This is a genomic window from Bacillus sp. FSL H8-0545 (assembly GCF_038006105.1).
In the GTDB taxonomy this organism is placed as follows: Bacteria; Bacillota; Bacilli; order Bacillales; family Bacillaceae_G; genus Bacillus_A; species Bacillus_A cereus_U.
Window position 1 is genome coordinate 2,021,484 of sequence record NZ_JBBOUO010000001.1, and the last position, 15,161, is coordinate 2,036,644.

Consider the following 15,161-nt stretch of genomic DNA (forward strand, 5'->3'; position numbering starts at 1 on the left):
TGAATAAATTTAAGTAGGAGGTGGCTTCCTTGCTTACACTGTAAGTAAGGAAAAGTATTTGGACATATATAGTATAAGTATAGTGATTGTTTTAATTGCCTTAACGGCATTTTTCGTTGCAGCAGAATTTGCAATTGTTAAAGTGAGGAGTTCACGAATTGACTATTTAATTGCAGAAGGAAATAATCGTGCAATATCTGTCAAAACAATCATTACAAACTTAGACGAATATTTATCAGCTTGTCAATTAGGAATAACTGTTACAGCTCTTGGGATTGGGTGGTCTGGTAAACCTGCGCTAAAGCACATGTTTGATGTGTTGTTTGCAAATTGGAACGTCCCTACTCAACTCGCAGACATTTTCGCTATAATTTTGGTATTTTTGTTTATCACATTTTTCCATGTGGTAGTAGGAGAGTTAGCTCCAAAAACATTTGCGATTCAAAAAGCAGAACAAGTGAGTTTCTTTGTTGCTAAGCCACTCATTTTGTTTTATCGGATTGCATTCCCATTCATTTGGATTTTAAATGGATCAGCTCGGTTAATTACAAAGTTTTTTGGGTTGAAACCACCAAAAGGGCATGATGAAGTGCATTCAGAAGAAGAATTGCGGTTGTTAGTTTCAGAAAGTTATAAAAATGGTGAGATTAATCAATCTGAATATAAGTATGTGAATAAAATATTTGAATTTGATGATCGTATTGCGAAAGAAATAATGGTACCACGAACAGAGATGAATATTTTAAATAAAGAAATGCCTGCTGAAGAGGCTTTACAAAAAATGTCTCATGAAAAATATACGAGGTATCCGGTTGTTGATGGTGATAAGGACCATGTAATAGGCTTTGTGAATTTTAAAGATATATTTACAGATTTTGTGAAGCATCGAGTTGTTAGTGAAAAGACAGTGGAGCAATATATTAGGCCAATTATTTTAGTTATTGAATCTATCCCAATTCATGATCTATTTTTAAAAATGCAAAGAGAAAGGACACATATCGCTATATTAATTGATGAATATGGTGGTACATCAGGTCTTGTAACCGTTGAAGATATTTTAGAAGAAATTGTAGGGGATATTCAAGATGAGTTCGATACTGATGAACAACCGGAGATCCAACAAGTTAGTGAGACGAAAACGATTTTAGAGGGAAAAGTACTTGTTAGTGAAGTGAACGCATTATTAGGTTTGACTATTGATGACGATGATGTCGATACGATTGGCGGTTGGATTTTAACAAAAAATATTGAGATTTCCGAAGGCGATACCATTAAAATTGAAAATTATAAATTTTGCGTGAAAAAATTAGATGGACACTATATTAAGAGGTTAGAAGTAACGAAACCTTCAGAATCGATTGTTATTGTAGGAGATGAAAAAAAGATTTCGCTCCAAGAACAAATTAGTTCGTAAACTCTGCCTTGTAGCAGAGTTTTTTTGAGCAAAATGTTTTTTGGTGTATTAGGGCTATGATACAATTACATAAGTCAGACCTTTCACTAGGTGAAGTAAATGTAATGTATTATTGTATACATATATTTGGAAGGAGAACCACTATGAAAAAGCATTTATATATAAATGGGATATGGAAATCAGTAGGGACGTATAAACCATTGTATGCACCATATTCTGAAGAAACATTAGCGGAGATTGCGCAAGGTACAGAAGATGACGTTAAGGAAGCAGTAGTTTCAGCTAAAAATGCAATGAAAGAAATGAAAAAATTATCTGCATACGATCGCGCAACCATTTTAGAAAAGGTTGCACAAAAAATGGATGAGAGAAGAGAAGAGTTTGCAGAGATTATCGCAAAAGAAGCTGCAAAACCAATTCGTGCTGCACGGGGAGAAGTAGATCGCACTGTTCAAACATATAAGTTTGCAGCTGAAGAAGCGAAGCGAATATATGGTGAGACGTTACCATTAGATGCTGCGCCAGGAGCAGAGGACCGTATAGCGTATACAATTCGACAACCAATCGGGGTTATTGGTGCTATTACACCGTTTAATTTTCCACTTAATTTAGTAGCACATAAAGTGGGTCCAGCAATTGCGGCTGGAAATACTATTGTGCTAAAGCCAGCAGACCAAACGCCACTTTCGTCGTATGCATTGGTAGAATTATTTGAAGAAGCTGGTTTACCAAAGGGAGCTTTCAATATAATTTCTGGACCTGGATCTGTTGTAGGTGAGGCATTAGTAAAAGATGAGAACGTTGCTAGTATTACTTTTACAGGAAGTCCGAAAGTAGGTATTGAAATTAAGGAAAAATCTGGATTGAAACGAGTGACGTTAGAATTAGGATCGAACGCTGCTGTAATTATTGATGAAGATGTTGAATTGACAGACGAAATAATTGAACGTGTAAAATGGGGCGCGTTTGTGAATAATGGACAAGTTTGTATTTCAGTACAACGTGTTTTTGTGCATGAATGCAAAATGGAGGAGTTTATTACAAAATTAACGAAAGCAATGGAAAACGTTGTAGTAGGAGACCCGCTTCATGAAGAAACAGATGTATCGGCACTTATTTCAAAAAACGATGTAGAACGTATAAATTCATGGGTGGAAGAGGCAGTTAAGGAAGGAGCAAATGTTGTATACGGTGGTAACAAACGTGATGCAAGGATTTTTGAACCAACTGTATTAACAAATGTTCCAGAGTATGTATCTGTTCAGTGCCAAGAAGTATTCGGTCCACTTATGACTGTAAATACATTTAAAGAATTTGATGAGGCTTTAGAACAAGTAAATAATTCACGTTATGGATTACAAGCAGGTGTATTTACAAACAATCTATGTAAAGCAATGCGTGCAATTGATGAATTAGAAGTCGGTGGTGTCATGATTAATGATATTCCAACGTTCAGGGTAGATCATATGCCTTATGGTGGTGTAAAAGAGAGTGGCACAGGCCGTGAAGGGATTAAATATGCAATAGAAGAAATGACAGAAATGAAATTAATATGTATTAAAAAATAAAAAGTACACTTTTTTAATCAAGTGTACCTTTTATTTTACTTCATTTCTTGTTTGAAAATATCATCTTCGGCATAAATGTGTTCTTTATCTACAGCAGTGCTATGAGATAGTACTAAACCGATTGGTGTTTCTGTGCCTTTATTTTGAACAATTGTAAAAGGAACATTTTTTTCATTTGCTAATTTAATGTATTTTGATAAATGTGGGTAAGCAATGCTACCATTTAGGAATAGTTGTAATGATTGAGAAGAACGCATGCTACCTGTTACTTCTGTATACACATTACTTTGCATTACTTGACCGATGGTTAAAGCGATTTCTACACGCTCACGTAATGTAGTTAAGTACATATTACGTTCTTCTGGTTTGTTTTGCTTTTGGCCATATATGCCTTCTTGGAGATAGTCTTCCACATTTTTATTTACCATATTTTTCACACCTTTCACTTCTTATTGTACGCAAGAATTAAAAAGGATGCAAAAAAAGTAGTTTTGAACAGGAAAATAATTTAAAAAATGAGAAGGGAAAAGGGATATATGAATACAACTTATTTAAATAAGAAAGGAAAAATAAATTTTATCAACAGAAATTAACAAAATGTGACAAAAATCTATTAACGAAATGTATTTTTTGTGTTAATATTCAAAATATAAAGGGTATTCGTCGTATGGAAATGGAGGGAATGGAGGTTTTTCCAATCGATAAGGATATTAAAGAAGTATTTTGTTCGCACTTGAAAAACAACAGGCACCAATTCGTAGAGAACTGGAAAAACAAAATGATAATTTCCGAAAAAGATCCATTTAAACAAGAAGTTGTTCAAAATGGAGAAAATTTATTAGAGTTAATTATCGAACTTATTATGGAAGATAAAGACATTAATTATCTTCAGCCATTATGTGAGAAAATGGCTATTGAGCGTGCAGGTGCAGATGCGAATATTGGAGATTTTGTTTACAATGCAAATGTGGGAAGAAATGAACTTTTTGAAGCAATGTGCGAATTGGATGTAAGCGCCCGTGAATTGAAACCGATTATGGCCAAAATACATACTTGTTTTGACAAATTAATTTATTATACCGTTTTAAAATACTCAGAAATTATATCGAGGAATTTAGAAGAAAAACAGCAATATATAAATGAAACACATAAAGAAAGACTTACGATTCTAGGGCAAATGTCGGCTAGTTTTGTGCATGAATTTCGTAATCCGCTAACTTCGATTATGGGATTTGTCAAGCTATTGAAGACAGACCATCCTCATCTATCGTATTTAGATATTATTTCACATGAATTAGATCAATTGAATTTTAGGATTTCGCAATTTTTACTTGTATCGAAAAAAGAAATGTGGAATGAATCGGAACGTTTTTGGCTAAATGACTTATTTCAAGATACTATACAATTCTTATATCCAAGTTTAGTTAATGCAAATGTTTTGATTGAAAAGAATTTGCCGTATCCTATTCCACTCGTTGGTTACCGGAGTGAAGTGAGGCAAGTAGTTTTAAATATTTTAATGAATTCGATTGATGCTCTTGAATCGGTGAAAGAAGAGCGGAAAATTATCATTGATGTATTTGAAGAGGATCAGGCTGTGCGCATTGTTATAAAAAATAATGGACCTATGATTCCAGCAGAAAATGTAGAGACTATTTTTGAGCCATTTGTAACTACTAAAAAGCTAGGAACTGGTATCGGATTATTTGTATGTAAACAAATTGTAGAAAAACATAATGGATCCATATTGTGTCGTTCGAATAACGATTGGACAGAATTTCAAATTACGTTTCACAAGTAAACAGTCTACACCATACGAATGGTGTAGACTGTTTTAATTTGTAAGTATAACGGTCTCTAATTTTGGATCCTCAGTTGAATAACCTACCATTGAAATTGTGTAAATTGTATTTGGTTCAACGTTGAATTTCGGAATGGTTAATAGTACTTTTTTTGTATCCGCAAGTGAAACTTCAATATCTGCTGTACCAGGGCTAACTTGTAAAAAATCTGTTATTTGTTTAAAGAGTACATTTTCAAATAAATGATCCCCATCTTTTAAATTTACATTTACTACTGGAGTGTCTGGTGAAAAATGTGCAAACCGTATTTTTGCTTGACCAGATGGTAAATGAGTATTATCAAGAATAGGTTGTAATTGGAGATGATTATCGCTATTGACCGCTGCAAGGGTATAAGCGTGATTCCCCATTATTGGTACTAATGCTGAGAATATTGGAGTTTCGTTTCCGACAGGGACAATATCAATACGGTATTTACCTTGTACTAATGATAAATAAGGACTGAATTGTTTAAAAGAAATATTTTTAATAACCTTTTGTCCGTTTATTATAATATCAACTGCTGGTGTATGGGGAGCTGTGTGAAAAATTCTCATATGTGACGGTAAAGTTGCTTCTTGTGAATCTCTCTTTTCATATGCTTGTACAAGTTTTGTAATTGCATCATGGTATTTCATATAGAGTTCTACATATCTTTTAGGATTGCTATATTGATAGTAACGAGCGAGCTGTTCGTAACGTGCAGCTTCTTGTCCATACTTTTCAATTTCGGATTGAGTCATGAACATTCCTCCTTTATCATCATTACAAATATATGCGAAGCTAGAAAGAGGTTATGCAAAAAACTTACCTTTCTAGAAGGAAAAGTTAAAATGGGGATTTTTTTATTTATAGGCAAACACACATACAAATCGATAATTGTCCTACATAAATTATAAAGGAAAGGTAGTTTGACTTTTATGGAAGGAGTGGAACCCTAGGGATGGGGATATCCCAATAGTTATTGGGAATGAAGTTATGGAGGATTTGGTGCAATAGGCTGTGGGACGAATTATGGATTTGCATTATGAGTATTTCTATTAATTTTAGAGATGCGTTGGATAAGGTAATACCGATAAAAGAGCGTCGTGCCGAACTGATTAATATGGTTAATCGGTTCTTTTTTTATTGTTCTAAACAGGTGATACTATTTGTTAAGTAATCGTTACGATAAATATGGCGAAGTAAAATGTCGAATTTTGTTTGAAAATATGCAATATAAAGTAGGATAATAGGAAGGAGAATAACGGGAGTTCCGTCGAAGTTTACACAATGTCAGCAATTGAGGGAAGCTGATATTATGTTGAAAAAATATTCGATTTATTGTTATCTTAAATCAGGAAGGGGTATTTAAGGGTAAAGATAAGGATTGGTCTTCGTGTTCGATTCTGAATTTTCTGTTTTATAATTAATATTTAGCACTCATTTGTATATTTTATAATAGTTTTTTGATAAATTCACTGCTTTCGCAGAGGGTTCTTTTTTATGAAAGAAACGTCAATTTTCTTCATATATATATACAAATTGGAGAAATGGGGGAGCGCTATGCGCGATTACTTAATTAAGCCACTTGTTGGTCAGCCGTATCCAATGATTTCACATGGAAAAGGTGTTTATTTATATGATCAAAACGGAAATAAATATTTTGATGGTTCGTCAGGAGCGATTACGGCAGGTATTGGACATGGCGTAACAGAGATTGCGGAAGTTATTAAAAAACAGGCAGAGGAGATTGCGTTCGTTTATAGATCACAGTTTACGAGTGAACCGGCTGAAAAATTAGCGAAGAAGTTGAGTGATTTAAGTGTAGGAGATTTGAACTGGAGCTTTTTTGTGAATAGTGGTACGGAAGCAAATGAAACAGCTATGAAAATCGCAATTCAGCATTTTCAGGAGCGTGGCATTCAAGGGAAACATAAAATTTTGTCACGGTGGATGAGCTATCACGGGATTACAATGGGAGCTTTATCTATGTCTGGGCATCCACTGCGCAGACAACGTTTCGTTTCTATTTTGGAAGATTATCCGACTATTCCAGCGCCATATTGTTTCAGATGTCCTGTACAAAAGGTATATCCAACATGTCAACTTTCTTGTGCGACTGAACTAGAAAGAGCGATTGATCGAATTGGTGCAGAGCATATTGCAGCTTTTATTGCTGAACCGATTATCGGAGCTGCTGGAGGCGCGGTTGTCCCACCGAAAGAATACTATAAAGTAATTAAAGATATTTGTAGTCATTACGATATATTATTTATTGCGGATGAAGTAATGACTGGACTTGGTCGTACTGGTGCATGGTTTGCTATGGAGCACTGGGGTGTAGAACCGGATATTATGACCCTTGGTAAGGGGCTAGGAGCGGGTTATACACCAATGGCAGCGACAATTGTAAGTGACCGTGTTATGGAGCCGATTTTACATGGATCACGTTCTGTAATGAGCGGGCATACGCTTAGTGCAAATCCATTGTCTGCAGCAACGGCTTTAGCTGTTATTGAATATATGGAGAAACATAATTTACCTGAAAAAACAGCAGAAAAGGGAGAGTATTTATTAAAAGGTTTGCAGAAAGTTCAACAACAATCGACAATCATTGCCGATGTGCGTGGAAAAGGGTTGCTAATTGGAATAGAATTGCAACCGTTTACAAAGGCATCAGAGCTTATTTCAGTTGCTGCTAAAAATGGACTGCTCTTATACCAAGCTGTTTCAGGGCAAGCAGGAAAAGAGGATAGTGCACTGCTTGTTGCACCACCAATGACAACTACATATTCCGAGTTAGATGAATTACTTTCAATTTTTGTACAGAGCGTGGAAGAGATGATGCAAAAAGGAGGGCATAGTATCGCATGACAACCATTACAAATACATTCGGTAAATTAAAAGAAATAGAGGAAGTAATTTCTTTGTTCCATGATGATATGACATTAATGTTTGGGGGATTTGGAGGAATCGGATCCCCTCCATCTTTAATTCAAGCTGTTTTAGATAAAGGTATTACAAATTTAAATTTAATAGGAAATGATACTGGATTTCCTGATGTAGGAATCGGTCGTCTTGTTACGAATGAAAGGGTTAAATCTTTAGTTACTTCTCATATTGGGTCAAATCCAAATGCGGGAAGACAATTAAATGAAGGAAGATTGCAAATTGAATTCTCTCCGCAAGGAACACTCGCAGAGCGTATTCGCGCTGGCGGTGTAGGGCTTGGTGGTATTTTAGTTGATGTTGGTGTTGATACGATTGTAGAAGAAGGAAAACGAACAGTTGAAATGAATGGAAAGACATATTTAGTTGAAACAGCTTTAACGGCTGAAGTCGCAATTGTATATGCGAAAAAAGCGGATCCGTTTGGCAATCTTGTATTTGATAAAAGCGCTCGTAATATGAATCCACACGTAGCTATGGCTGGTGACATAACGATTGTAGAAGCAGAAGAAATTGTTCCACTTGGAAGTTTAGATCCAGAAGAAATTGTCGTCCCAGGTGTATTTGTAAATTATATCGTGCCATCGGAAGGAGTGAATTGGAAATGGGTATGGGCGTAGAAGTAAGAGATAAGATTGCAAGACGTGCAGCGAAAGAAATTCAAAATGGTATGCTTGTAAATTTAGGTATTGGGATTCCATCGCTTGTACCGAATCATTTGCCAGAAGATATGAATGTTATGTTTCATGCGGAAAACGGTATTGTTGGTATGGGACCAACGCCAAGTAAAGGGAATGAAGATGAGAATTTATGTAACGCAGCTGGTTTACCAACATCTCTTATTACAGGAGCAAGTTATTTCGATAGCTGCATGGCGTTTGGCATGATTCGAAAAGGATTACTTGATGTTACGATACTTGGTTCGTTACAAGTAAGTGAAAATGGTGATTTAGCGAACTGGATTGTACCAGGAAAACGCGTTCCAGGTATTGGAGGAGCGATGGATTTAGCACAAAAAGCGAAGCGGGTCGTTGTTGTGATGAATCATGTTGATAAATACGGAAATGCAAAGATTGTTTCGGAATGTACATTGCCATTAACTTCGAAAAAATGTGTAGATTTAATTATTACAGAAATGGCTGTTATGGAAGTGACTCCAGGAGGACTTGTCTTACAAGAATTAATGAGTCCGTACACTGTAGAAGATGTAAAACAACATACGACAGCTGATTTTCATATAAGCTCAAATTTACTAGTAATTGAATGAGGGGAGTTGTAATATATGGAGCAATTAAAAAAACAAGTTTGTGATTATATTGAGAGTCATGAAGAAGAGAGCGTAAAATTTTTAACACGATTAATTCAAGAAAAGAGCGTATCTGGTGATGAAAGTGGTGCGCAGGCAATTGTTATCGAAAAGTTGCGTGAGTTAGGTCTAGACCTTGATATTTGGGAGCCTGCTTTTAATGAAATGAAAGAGCACCCTTATTTCGTATCACCTCGTACAAGCTTTACAGATAGCCCGAACATTGTAGCGACTTTAAAAGGAAGTGGCGAAGGGAAATCTATGATTTTAAATGGGCATATTGACGTCGTGCCAGAAGGGGATGTAAATCAGTGGGACCATCATCCGTATAGTGGAGAGAACATAGGAAACCGCATATATGGGCGTGGAACAACAGATATGAAAGGCGGCAATGTCTCACTTATGCTTGCGATGGAAGCAATTATTGAATCTGGTATTGAACTAAAAGGTGATATACATTTTCAAAGTGTAATAGAAGAAGAGAGCGGTGGGGCAGGAACATTAGCTGCTATTTTACGAGGGTATAAGGCAGATGGCGTTATTATTCCTGAGCCGACGAATATGAAGTTTTTTCCGAAACAACAAGGGTCAATGTGGTTTCGTCTACATATAAAAGGAAAAGCAGCACACGGTGGTACACGGTATGAAGGAGTAAGTGCAATTGAAAAAAGTATGTTTGTTGTAGATCATTTGAGAAAATTAGAAGAGAAGAGAAACGGTCGAATTACAGATCCGTTATTTAAGGGGATTCCGATTCCAATTCCAATTAACGTTGGGAAAATTGAAGGGGGAAGCTGGCCAAGTTCTGTTCCCGATTCATTAATTTTAGAAGGAAGATGTGGTATTGCGCCGAATGAGACTATAGAGGCAGCAAAAGAAGAGTTTGAAGGCTGGATTGGTGAATTAAAAGAAGTGGATAGTTGGTTTGTAAAAAATCCTGTAGAAGTAGAATGGTTTGGAGCGAGATGGGTTCCTGGTGAACTAGAAGAAAATCATCCACTTATTACAACGCTTCAACATAACTTTGTTGAAATCGAAGGGAACGAACCGATTATAGAAGCTTCGCCATGGGGAACAGATGGAGGTTTGTTCACACAAATCGCTAACGTACCAACGATAGTATTTGGTCCAGGAGAGACGAAAGTAGCACATTATCCAAACGAATATATAGAAGTTGATAAAATGATTGCTGCCGCAAAAATAATTGCATGTACATTACTAGATTGGTGTGAGGTGAAGAAATGAAATACTATGAATCTTTTAGTGAACAGACAAAGCATTATACAGTAGAAGGGGTTTTAGATTATTTTAATAAACGTGTTAGAGTTGATCACTATACAGGAAATGTTGAAAGTATTATACAAACAATCGATGAATTAGCAGAGAAACATTCTTTCACTAAATGTATTATTAAAGGAAAGGGAGAGCATGTTTCAACATGGCTCTCTTTCGGTTTCTTACTGGAAGCAACGATACCTCATTATTTTCAAGGACACGATGCGCACTTCTTCGTGAAATATCATAATGATGAAAGACGAAATAGTATTCATTGGACTGAGGAAGATACCATTTTAAGTGGTGTAAAAGCAAAAGAAGTGAAAGAAAAAATAGTCCCAGAGGAATTTGTGTTAAGAAAAGCGACAGAAGAGGATGCGGAAGAATTAGCAATTGTCTTTGGAAAAGTATTTGAAGTTTATCCGACACCTTTAAATGATGCGAGTTATGTAAAGCAGACGATGAAGGAAGACGATACAATTTACTATGTTTATGAATTCGAGGGGAAAATTATTAGTACAGCATCTGCTGAAATGAACGTGAAAGAAGGTAATGCAGAATTAACGAATTGTGCTACATTACCTGAATATCGAAAACATGGTTTCATGAAAAGTCTGTTAATTAAATTGGAGGAAGAGCTCCAAGAAAAATCTATTTTTTGTTCTTATACAATTGCTCGCTCGCTATCTTTCGGTATGAATGCAGCCTTTCATCAATTAGGCTATACATATACGGGAAGGCTTGCGAATAATTGCTACATTTTTGATAAGTTGGAAGATATGAATATATGGGTGAAAGATTTATCCAGCTATTCGAAAGCAGTAAGACTCCCGCCTCAAAATTCGGCAGTAAAGCAAAGTAGTTAGGTGGGAGTCGGGTTAATAATCAGTGGGGATGAATAAAGCCCCACTGATTAAAGTTTCACTTAACCATAAATAAGCAATAGAAATATATATAAATTTCATCAAAATCATAGAACGGAATCGTCATGCTTATAATCGCACAGAGGGATGCCGGAAATCCGGCATGCATTTGCCAGATTTTCGGCAAGAGGGGGGATGACATTGCTAGCAGTTTCGACACAAGAAGTCATTGAAGCGATTTTGGGCAGTATTGATGAGGCTATACATGCAGTGGATGAAAATGGTATTACAATTTTTTATAATACAGTTGCTGCAAAACATGATGGATCAAAAATTGAGAATGTGCTAGGAAAACATTTATTAGAAGCATTCCCTTCATTATCTAGGGAAACGAGTACACTAATGAAAGTGTTACATACGAAAAAACCGATTGTACATCAAGTTCAGCATTATCAAAATTTAAATGGAGAAGACGTTTGTACGGTAAATACGACGCTACCTATTTTTATAGATGGAAATATTGCCGGTGCTGTTGAAATTGCGAAAGATTATTCTACAATTCAAACGCTTACTGACACAATCGTAGATTTACAATCGAAAATAAAACGGTCGACTAGCAAAAAAATGGTAAAAAAGCATGTTGCATTCGAGACAATTGTAACAAATGATTCCCGCTTTAAACAGACGAAAGAGTTAGCTCAAAAAGTAGCCCCAACTGATGCAAATGTTTTAATATATGGTGAAACAGGAACAGGGAAAGAGCTATTTGTGCAAGCAATTCATGAAGCTTCTAAACGGAAAAACAAGCCGTTTATTGCACAAAACTGCGCAGCTTTGCCAGAGTCGCTATTAGAAAGTTTATTGTTTGGAACTACAAAAGGAAGCTATACAGGGGCAATTGAACGAGCAGGATTATTTGAACTTGTAGATGGAGGAACATTGTTTTTAGATGAACTTAATTCAATGCCACTCGATTTACAAGCGAAGATGCTACGTGTATTAGAAGATGGAGTTATTCGTCGCATTGGTGATAATAAGACGAGAAAAGTAGATGTTCGCGTTATTACTGCAATGAATCAGCCTCCAGAAGTATGTTTAAGAGAAAATAAAATTCGCACTGATTTATACTATCGATTAAATGTGTTTTCATTATATATTCCGCCGCTTCGCGAAAGAACTGAGGATGTACTGTTATTAGCGTCTTACTTTTTGAAAGAATATAATAAAAGTTATAAAAAAGGTGTACTTCAAATTGATAAGGAAGCGAAAGAAAGATTACAAGCTTATCAATGGCCTGGAAATGTTCGTGAGTTAAAACATACGATTGAACATGCTGTCATTATTACGGAAGGGAATTCGTTAACAGCAAATTGCTTACCACGAACATTTCGGAAAGAGAAACTTCCGAAGAAGAAAAGTATATTACCGCTTAGGGAAGCTCTGCATCAAACGGAAAAGGAATTAATAGATCAAGCGTTAATTGAAACGGAAGGGAATATTTTGCAAGCAGCAAAAATGTTAGGTATTCCGCGTCAAACGCTTCAATATAAACTGAGCAAGTACGACAAAACCGCCGAATAATCGGCGGTTTTTGTGTGTTTGCACCAATAAAAGAGCGTTTACATATATAACAAGTAATGAATATGATAGTAAATATCGTTTTAGTACAGTACTTAAAAATATTTATTCTCTTATATAATAGGGTATTTCTCGCATTTACTTATCAAGTATATGAAGTTGGCATAATTATTGCTTATATAAAGGATGAGCGTATAAAAAGGGGGAATAGCAATGTTACATGATGTATACAAACCAAATCGTCACTGGAAGGATATTGAATTATGGAAAGATGTTACAGAAGAACAATGGAATGATTGGGTTTGGCAATTAACGAATACGATCAAAACTTTAGATGATTTAAAGAAAATAATTAACTTAACATCTGAAGAAGAAGAAGGTGTTAAAATTTCAACGAAAACGATCCCGTTAAACATTACACCGTACTATGCTTGGCTAATGAATCCTGATGACCCACGCTGTCCGATTCGGATGCAATCAGTACCGATTTCGGAAGAGTTATATAAAACAAAATATGATTTAGAAGATCCTCTTCATGAAGATGAAGATTCACCAGTTCCAGGATTAACGCATCGCTATCCAGACCGCGTACTATTTTTAGTAACGAATCAATGTTCTATGTATTGTCGTTACTGTACACGTCGTCGTTTTAGTGGACAAATTGGAATGGGCGTACCGAAAAAGCAATTAGATGATGCGATTGCTTATATTAGTGAAACACCACAAGTACGTGACGTTTTAATTTCTGGCGGTGATGGACTTCTAATTAATGATAAAATTTTAGAATATGTATTAAAGAATTTACGAGCAATCCCGCATGTCGAGATTATTCGTATCGGAACGAGAGCACCAGTTGTATTCCCGCAGCGTATTACAGAAAACCTGTGTAACATTATTAAAAAATACCATCCAGTATGGTTAAATACGCATTTTAACACTTCTATTGAGATTACAGAAGAATCGAAACTAGCATGTGAAATGCTTGCGAATGCAGGTGTTCCAATTGGAAACCAAGCTGTAATTTTAGCTGGAATTAATGACAGTGTTCCAATTATGAAAAAACTTATGCATGATTTAGTGAAAATTCGTGTTCGTCCATATTATATTTATCAATGTGATTTATCAGAAGGTATCGGTCATTTCCGTGCACCAGTTTCGAAAGGTCTTGAAATTATTGAAGGCTTACGTGGACATACATCTGGTTATGCAGTACCGACATTCGTTGTTGATGCACCGGGCGGAGGCGGAAAAATTGCGCTTCAGCCAAACTATTTAATTTCACAAAGTGCGGATAAAGTTGTTCTTCGTAACTTTGAAGGGGTTATTACAACGTATCCAGAACCAGAAAACTATATCCCAGGAAGAGCAGAAGGCTACTTTAAAGAAATTTATCCGACTTATGAAGAGAAACGTTCTGATATCGGCGTTGCAGGATTGATGAGTGATAAGAAATTTAATCTTGTTCCAGATGATTTACAACGTATGAATCGCCGTAAAGATTATGAAGTCAATGAAACGCATGCTTCTTTAAAAGATAAACGTGATAAGCGTGATCAATTAAAAGATAAAAAATATCAAGCACAAATAGCAAAGTTAGATGATGACAAAAAAAATGAGGGTGACGTAGTATGAATTGTATGTGGTGTGACAGTACAGAAGCGAAAGAAAGCTTGAATACTGTATATTGGGAATTACCAGATGGTACGAAAGCCATTGAAATCCAAGAGACACCATGTATTACTTGTTCCTCATGTGGAATGGACTATCAAGCAGACCATACTGTAAAAGAAATTGAAGATCAGTTGTTTTTAATTTATACGAAAGATTTGCCAAAACAACTAACATACGAAGAGTTGATGGGAAGACCACGTTTATTAAAAAGGAATTATTTCGACTTTTAACCAGCTTTTATGCTGGTTTTTTTCTTTTTTGCCTTGTATAATGTACCCAAGTTAGAAAGGTAGGGAATATTTTTGAAAAAGACATTTTACCATTATATGATGAAGCATCGTGCAGCTTTATTTAAAAATGCAATATCAGATTTAGCAGAGGCGATGTATGATGATTTAAGTTTTCCGAAGCAATCTGAAGACTATGATGTAATTAGTTCATACTTAGAGTTAAGTGGAATGATAGAAAGTATGTCTATATTTGATGATGCATGGGATTTGTATATACAAGAGAGATAGAAAGTATAAAAAAACATACAGAATACTTCACTTTAAAAAAGTAATGTATTCTGTATGTTTTTTTATACGAAATTTCTTGATTTGAAGCTAGTCTATTTACTAGCTTTTTTTGCGTTTCACATAAATTTTTATGTAGTGATATTTTTTTATTGAAAAAATTTATGAATATAAGCTTCTGTGATAAGCGTTTTTATGT

Annotated in this window: 14 protein-coding genes; 12 read left to right on the top strand and 2 right to left on the bottom strand. The window is 35.5% G+C overall.

From position 1 onward, the window contains the following. Positions 1–58 precede the first annotated feature (58 nt). Together MHI07_RS10650 and MHI07_RS10655 are read left to right on the top strand one after the other, a co-directional pair. Positions 59–1,414, top strand: coding sequence for a hemolysin family protein (locus MHI07_RS10650; protein WP_078174241.1), 1,356 nt, complete (start codon positions 59–61; stop codon positions 1,412–1,414). Between the two features lie 143 nt (positions 1,415–1,557). Continuing rightward, on the top strand, positions 1,558–2,982 hold the full coding sequence (locus MHI07_RS10655) for an aldehyde dehydrogenase family protein (RefSeq protein WP_340823600.1): 1,425 nt from the start codon (positions 1,558–1,560) through the stop codon (positions 2,980–2,982). 35 nt (positions 2,983–3,017) lie between these two features. Here MHI07_RS10655 and MHI07_RS10660 read toward each other — a convergent pair whose 3' ends face one another. Beyond that, the gene (locus tag MHI07_RS10660) at positions 3,018–3,410 is read right to left on the bottom strand and encodes a YueI family protein (RefSeq protein ID WP_002157973.1); all 393 of its coding nucleotides are present in this window, start codon (positions 3,408–3,410) and stop codon (positions 3,018–3,020) included. A 239-nt stretch (positions 3,411–3,649) separates the two neighbouring features. Between MHI07_RS10660 and MHI07_RS10665 the strand changes: the two genes are divergently transcribed. Then, positions 3,650–4,783 (top strand): BA2291 family sporulation histidine kinase, encoded by a 1,134-nt coding sequence (locus MHI07_RS10665; RefSeq protein ID WP_324287228.1) that lies wholly within the window; start codon positions 3,650–3,652, stop codon positions 4,781–4,783. Positions 4,784–4,816: 33 nt separating this feature from the next. Here MHI07_RS10665 and MHI07_RS10670 read toward each other — a convergent pair whose 3' ends face one another. After that, positions 4,817–5,566 (bottom strand): DUF4397 domain-containing protein, encoded by a 750-nt coding sequence (locus tag MHI07_RS10670; protein WP_002148186.1) that lies wholly within the window; start codon positions 5,564–5,566, stop codon positions 4,817–4,819. A gap of 802 nt (positions 5,567–6,368) precedes the next feature. On the opposite strand from MHI07_RS10670, the gene MHI07_RS10675 reads away from it, so the two are divergent. From MHI07_RS10675 to MHI07_RS10715, 9 genes are all read left to right on the top strand, one after another. Next, positions 6,369–7,679: an aspartate aminotransferase family protein gene (locus MHI07_RS10675; protein WP_002157971.1), complete on the top strand. Its 1,311-nt coding sequence runs from the start codon at positions 6,369–6,371 to the stop codon at positions 7,677–7,679. Then, on the top strand, positions 7,676–8,374 hold the full coding sequence (gene atoD / locus MHI07_RS10680) for an acetate CoA-transferase subunit alpha (RefSeq protein WP_002085805.1): 699 nt from the start codon (positions 7,676–7,678) through the stop codon (positions 8,372–8,374). Before MHI07_RS10675 ends, atoD begins: the two co-directional genes overlap by 4 nt. Next, complete coding sequence (locus MHI07_RS10685) at positions 8,359–9,021, top strand: CoA transferase subunit B (protein ID WP_002157970.1); 663 nt, start codon at positions 8,359–8,361, stop codon at positions 9,019–9,021. The genes atoD and MHI07_RS10685 overlap by 16 nt, the downstream gene beginning before the upstream one ends. Positions 9,022–9,036: 15 nt before the next feature. Further along, a complete protein-coding gene (locus tag MHI07_RS10690) occupies positions 9,037–10,305 on the top strand; it encodes a peptidase (RefSeq protein ID WP_002157969.1) in 1,269 nt (422 codons plus the stop codon). Further along, positions 10,302–11,201, top strand: a complete 900-nt coding sequence (gene ablB, locus MHI07_RS10695; protein WP_215581598.1) for a putative beta-lysine N-acetyltransferase — start codon at positions 10,302–10,304, stop codon at positions 11,199–11,201. The genes MHI07_RS10690 and ablB overlap by 4 nt, the downstream gene beginning before the upstream one ends. A gap of 192 nt (positions 11,202–11,393) precedes the next feature. Continuing rightward, positions 11,394–12,779 (top strand): arginine utilization transcriptional regulator RocR, encoded by a 1,386-nt coding sequence (gene rocR / locus MHI07_RS10700; protein WP_087952667.1) that lies wholly within the window; start codon positions 11,394–11,396, stop codon positions 12,777–12,779. Between the two features lie 210 nt (positions 12,780–12,989). Beyond that, complete coding sequence (gene ablA / locus MHI07_RS10705) at positions 12,990–14,408, top strand: lysine 2,3-aminomutase (protein WP_340823611.1); 1,419 nt, start codon at positions 12,990–12,992, stop codon at positions 14,406–14,408. Then, complete coding sequence (locus MHI07_RS10710; protein WP_002085797.1) at positions 14,405–14,677, top strand: YokU family protein; 273 nt, start codon at positions 14,405–14,407, stop codon at positions 14,675–14,677. Before ablA ends, MHI07_RS10710 begins: the two co-directional genes overlap by 4 nt. Before the next feature lie 72 nt (positions 14,678–14,749). Continuing rightward, complete coding sequence (locus MHI07_RS10715) at positions 14,750–14,965, top strand: YozE family protein (RefSeq protein WP_002157964.1); 216 nt, start codon at positions 14,750–14,752, stop codon at positions 14,963–14,965. Positions 14,966–15,161 lie beyond the last annotated feature (196 nt).

Bases quoted from the DNA above. Each gene is read 5' to 3' on its own strand.
- rocR (WP_087952667.1), top strand. From the start codon at position 11,394: ATGACATTGCTAGCAGTTTCGACACAAGAAGTCATTGAAGCGATTTTG.
- MHI07_RS10660 (WP_002157973.1), bottom strand. From the start codon at position 3,410: ATGGTAAATAAAAATGTGGAAGACTATCTCCAAGAAGGCATATATGGC.
- MHI07_RS10685 (WP_002157970.1), top strand. From the start codon at position 8,359: ATGGGTATGGGCGTAGAAGTAAGAGATAAGATTGCAAGACGTGCAGCG.
- MHI07_RS10690 (WP_002157969.1), top strand. From the start codon at position 9,037: ATGGAGCAATTAAAAAAACAAGTTTGTGATTATATTGAGAGTCATGAA.
- MHI07_RS10655 (WP_340823600.1), top strand. From the start codon at position 1,558: ATGAAAAAGCATTTATATATAAATGGGATATGGAAATCAGTAGGGACG.
- ablA (WP_340823611.1), top strand. From the start codon at position 12,990: ATGTTACATGATGTATACAAACCAAATCGTCACTGGAAGGATATTGAA.
- atoD (WP_002085805.1), top strand. From the start codon at position 7,676: ATGACAACCATTACAAATACATTCGGTAAATTAAAAGAAATAGAGGAA.
- ablB (WP_215581598.1), top strand. From the start codon at position 10,302: ATGAAATACTATGAATCTTTTAGTGAACAGACAAAGCATTATACAGTA.
- MHI07_RS10665 (WP_324287228.1), top strand. From the start codon at position 3,650: ATGGAAATGGAGGGAATGGAGGTTTTTCCAATCGATAAGGATATTAAA.
- MHI07_RS10670 (WP_002148186.1), bottom strand. From the start codon at position 5,566: ATGACTCAATCCGAAATTGAAAAGTATGGACAAGAAGCTGCACGTTAC.
- MHI07_RS10675 (WP_002157971.1), top strand. From the start codon at position 6,369: ATGCGCGATTACTTAATTAAGCCACTTGTTGGTCAGCCGTATCCAATG.
- MHI07_RS10710 (WP_002085797.1), top strand. From the start codon at position 14,405: ATGAATTGTATGTGGTGTGACAGTACAGAAGCGAAAGAAAGCTTGAAT.